Here is a 2,677-nt window from a genome sequence, read left to right as displayed (position 1 = left end):
TACGGTGCGTTTTCCAACGACAAGGGCTCGATCCGGATCGACTGGACGATCGAGCCGACCCTAGAGGAAGGTCGGCTGATCCTGTCCTGGCGAGAGCAGGGCGGTCCGCCGGTTACGCCACCGCTGCGAAAGGGGTTCGGCTCGCGTGTGATCGAGCGCGGCCTGACCCACGAACTCGAAGGCACGGTGCAACTCGACTATCGCCCGGACGGGTTGATCTGCACGATGAACATTCCGGTACCGGGATCACGCGATGGATAAACTGCTTTCTGGCCGACGTATGCTCGTCGTCGAGGATGAAATTCTGGTCCTGATGATGATTGAAGACATGCTGGGCGATCTTGGATGCCAGTCAGTGATCTCAGCGGCTACGATCGAGAAGGCGATCGCCCTGATCGAAGCGCAGACGTTCGATGCCGCTATGCTGGACATGAATCTGGACGGCGGCGACAGCAATACCGTGGCCGACGCGCTTGCCGAGCGCGGTGTGCCGTTCATCTACTCGACCGGCAACAGCGGTCGCGACATGCGGGAAGGCTTCAGCGACCGTGCGGTCCTTCGCAAACCGTTCAGCTTTGATGAACTGACCGCCAAACTCGAACGCCTTCTTGCTCCCTGATCGCGGAAATAAGTCCCTAGGACGGACATCAGGGCCACAACAAACGCAGTGCCGTGATTTGCCCGGGAACCCACCGCAACGGCGGGCGTTGTCCTGTAACAATGGAGGACACGATGGCGAAAGAGCAGGAGCCCCAGGGCAAAGCTTTTCAAGTGAATAAAAACAGCGTGGAAGACCAAGAGCCCGCTCGCTCACCAGCGGCGAGACGACAGCAGTCCGACGACAAACGCAACCGGCAGAAGCCTCAGGGCAAAGCTTTCCAAGTGAACGAAAACAGCATCGAAGACCAAGAGCCCGCCCGCCGCCACCCCTGAATTTTGGGTTCGGCTCTAGAAAGGACGCAAGAAGGCGAGAATTTCTGCCGCCAGCACCTGTGGCGCCTCTTCAGCCATATGGTGTCCACAGGCGATGCCTTTCCCCTGCAAGCTTGTCGTCCATGGGCGCCATACGCCGAGAACATCGCCATAAAGCCGTTCCAGATCATCGCGCATCGACCATAGAACCATGGTGGGACATTGGACCCGCCGGCCGGCCTTTCGGTCATCTGCATCATGCAGATGGTCAAGTGAGAGGCCCGCCCTGTAATCCTCGATCATCCCGTGAATGACACGAGCGTCGAGGATTGCCGCCTTGTAGTCCGCAAACGCCTCCGCGCCCATCTGATCGGCGGAGCCGCCATACCAGGCTTCGGGATTGGCCATGATCGCCTGCTCCGGCTTGTCGGGTTGGGCAAAGAAGAACCAGTGCCACCACTCGGTAGCGAAGCGGGCGTCGCATCGTTCGAGCGCTTCCAGGATGGGAACGCCGTCCAGAATGATGAGATGCGTCGCTGCGTCCGGATGATCCATCGCCATCCGGAAAGCGGTGTAGCTTCCGCGATCGTGCCCAGCGACGGCAAAGCGGTCAAAACCCAGATGGCGATGAGCGCGACACAGTCTCTCGCTTTCGCGCGCTTGGATGAACCTGCATGATCGTGGCTGTCCTCGGGAATCGAAGACTGCCCGAAGCCGCGTAGGTCAGGGCACACCACCGTATGGTTTTCGACGAGAAGCGGCGCAACACGATGCCAGGTGGCATGCGTGCGTGGGTGGCCATGCAGAAGCAGGACCGGTGGTCCTGAGCCGCCGTGCCTGACCCGAAGCGTCGCCTCGGGCAGCTGGATTGTCTCAAGTCGAAAACCTTCGAACATCAAGGTGCTAACCTTGGCTGTGGTCGGAGGTTCCACATCTGATCGGAACCTTCGCCTGTCGTCGAAGGTTTGTGTACCAAACTGGGCGGGCGGAAAGAGGCCGAAGTCGAGCCAGACTATCCGTCATGCGAGGCACAAATGGCCTACACGAACGGGGGCATACCCCAAGACGAGCCTTATGGAGCAATCTACTTTGCAAAGAAGTACGGCCTCACGGTGAGAGACGCCAAGTTCATCATCGCCGCGAATGGACCATCGCGAACGTGTGATGCTGCAGCTGCTGCATTCGTGCGGAATAAAGCCGCGAGGTTCAGGAAGTGGCTTCGCTGATTGTGCCAAGACCGATGCATCGGCTTTGGCCGTCTGCGTTCAGAACTCAGCTATTCCTTCGATATCGACACAGATGCTGGCTGACGCTCATGCAGGGCGATGAGCCTGTCAGGGCCAAGTTCAGATACTGGGCGGCAATGTCGCACCTGACACGTAAAGGGCCGAAGTCCTTGGTGATCCGTCGTGCCTGGGCCTGCGTGATCCCGTGCTTCCTGGCGAAATAGGCTGTTTCGTAGGGTTTTTGCACAGCGGTCAGCGCCATCTTTTCTTGTTATCGACCGGCAGAGGACGAACAGCCCCGGAAGAGAACGTGTATGTGGCAAAAGGATCCGGCTTGTGAGCGGGATGCCCATATCCAAATCGACCGCCGAAATCGCCTTCAGCATCCTGATGTTGGGATGGCAATTCGGGCGGCGTACGGACTGAACCGGTGTGGTCGTGATCTTCCGTTCCGAGCGTGCCAGGTTTTTTCATGCAGCTAAAGAAATCGTCAGGCCAGTTGGTTCCTTGATGAACCCGGACATAGTTTCTGAAACCTT

General features: G+C 58.6%; 4 protein-coding genes and 2 pseudogenes. 4 read left to right on the top strand and 2 right to left on the bottom strand.

The genetic code is table 11. The annotated features are described in order from the left end of the window. The 3 genes and pseudogenes from B5V02_RS30820 to B5V02_RS30810 form a co-directional block, all read left to right on the top strand. A pseudogene (locus B5V02_RS30820) lies at positions 1 to 261 on the top strand (sensor histidine kinase); the annotation flags it as partial. Continuing rightward, complete coding sequence (locus tag B5V02_RS30815) at positions 254 to 619, top strand: response regulator (RefSeq protein ID WP_111547792.1); 366 nt, start codon at positions 254 to 256, stop codon at positions 617 to 619. The pseudogene B5V02_RS30820 and the gene B5V02_RS30815, both read left to right, overlap by 8 nt. A 113-nt stretch (positions 620 to 732) precedes the next feature. Next, on the top strand, positions 733 to 933 hold the full coding sequence (locus B5V02_RS30810) for a hypothetical protein (protein WP_146606181.1): 201 nt from the start codon (positions 733 to 735) through the stop codon (positions 931 to 933). 15 nt (positions 934 to 948) lie between these two features. Here the strand turns inward: B5V02_RS30810 and B5V02_RS30805 are convergent. Continuing rightward, positions 949 to 1,808, bottom strand: a pseudogene (locus B5V02_RS30805) (alpha/beta fold hydrolase). A gap of 138 nt (positions 1,809 to 1,946) precedes the next feature. Between B5V02_RS30805 and B5V02_RS30800 the strand changes: the two are divergent. After that, the gene (locus B5V02_RS30800) at positions 1,947 to 2,138 is read left to right on the top strand and encodes a hypothetical protein (RefSeq protein ID WP_111547793.1); all 192 of its coding nucleotides are present in this window, start codon (positions 1,947 to 1,949) and stop codon (positions 2,136 to 2,138) included. A 252-nt stretch (positions 2,139 to 2,390) separates the two neighbouring features. Here the strand turns inward: B5V02_RS30800 and B5V02_RS40885 are convergent. Then, the coding region (locus B5V02_RS40885; RefSeq protein WP_167458738.1) for a hypothetical protein at positions 2,391 to 2,677 on the bottom strand (287 nt) is incomplete at its 5' end.

This window comes from Mesorhizobium kowhaii (genome assembly GCF_003253745.1).
Classification (GTDB): domain Bacteria; phylum Pseudomonadota; class Alphaproteobacteria; order Rhizobiales; family Rhizobiaceae; genus Mesorhizobium; species Mesorhizobium kowhaii.
This window is presented reverse-complemented; position numbering and strand designations above follow the sequence as displayed.